This is a genomic window from Formosimonas limnophila, assembly GCF_014652675.1.
GTDB classification, from domain to species: domain Bacteria; phylum Pseudomonadota; class Gammaproteobacteria; order Burkholderiales; family Burkholderiaceae; genus Hydromonas; species Hydromonas limnophila.
Map to the genome: position 1 here is coordinate 1 of NZ_BMZG01000047.1, position 743 is coordinate 743.

At 51.0% G+C, this 743-nt stretch carries 1 protein-coding gene; it reads left to right on the forward strand.

Annotation, left to right across the window (positions count from 1 at the left end; all coding sequences use genetic code 11):
- The coding region (locus tag IE082_RS11110; protein ID WP_189493973.1) for a ShlB/FhaC/HecB family hemolysin secretion/activation protein at positions 1-743 on the forward strand (743 nt) is incomplete at both ends.

The window sequence follows — 743 nt, forward strand, 5'->3', positions numbered from 1 at the left end:
CACATCACCAGTAAAGTGGATTTCCCAGAGCAGAACATTGCCAGTGGCACACTCATGATTGAATGGTATCCTGGTACGGTTGGCAAAGTGAGCTACGAGACTGCAGGCGGCAAGCCAATTGGCAGCGTGGCCATGCTGTTTCCGAATCGTGAGGGTCAGCTCTACAACCAACGCCAAGCCGATCAGGCCTTAGAGAACCTCAAACGCTTGTCCAGCCAAGGCAATGCCAGCATAGACTTGCGACCTGGTGAGGTGGCGGGTACATCGGATATTGTGTACAAAATCGAAACCATACCATTCATCAAGCGCATCAATGGTAGTATCGGCATCGACAACGCAGGCAGCGAATCAACGGGCGAATACCAGCTCAATGGCAGCATCAGCATCGATTCACCGTTGCATTTGAACGACCAACTCACGCTCAACTACAACCGCAATGCGGATGCCGATAACAATCAGCACAATACCAAAACCACAGGTGCTTACTGGGACATCGCCACGGGCTATGCCACATTCGGTTTGGGTTATAACAAAAGCAGCTATTTACAAACCGTGCCGGGTTACATCAGCAACTTGAGCTATGAGGGCAAAAGCCAAGACTGGTACGCCAGTGCAGGCGCGATGCTGCACAGAAACAGCAACAGCAAAACCCAAGCCACGTTCAAGATTGGTCGCAAGATCAGCCACAATTACATCGACGACACAGAGATTCCTGTGCAAATGCGTGACTACGTCTACACCGA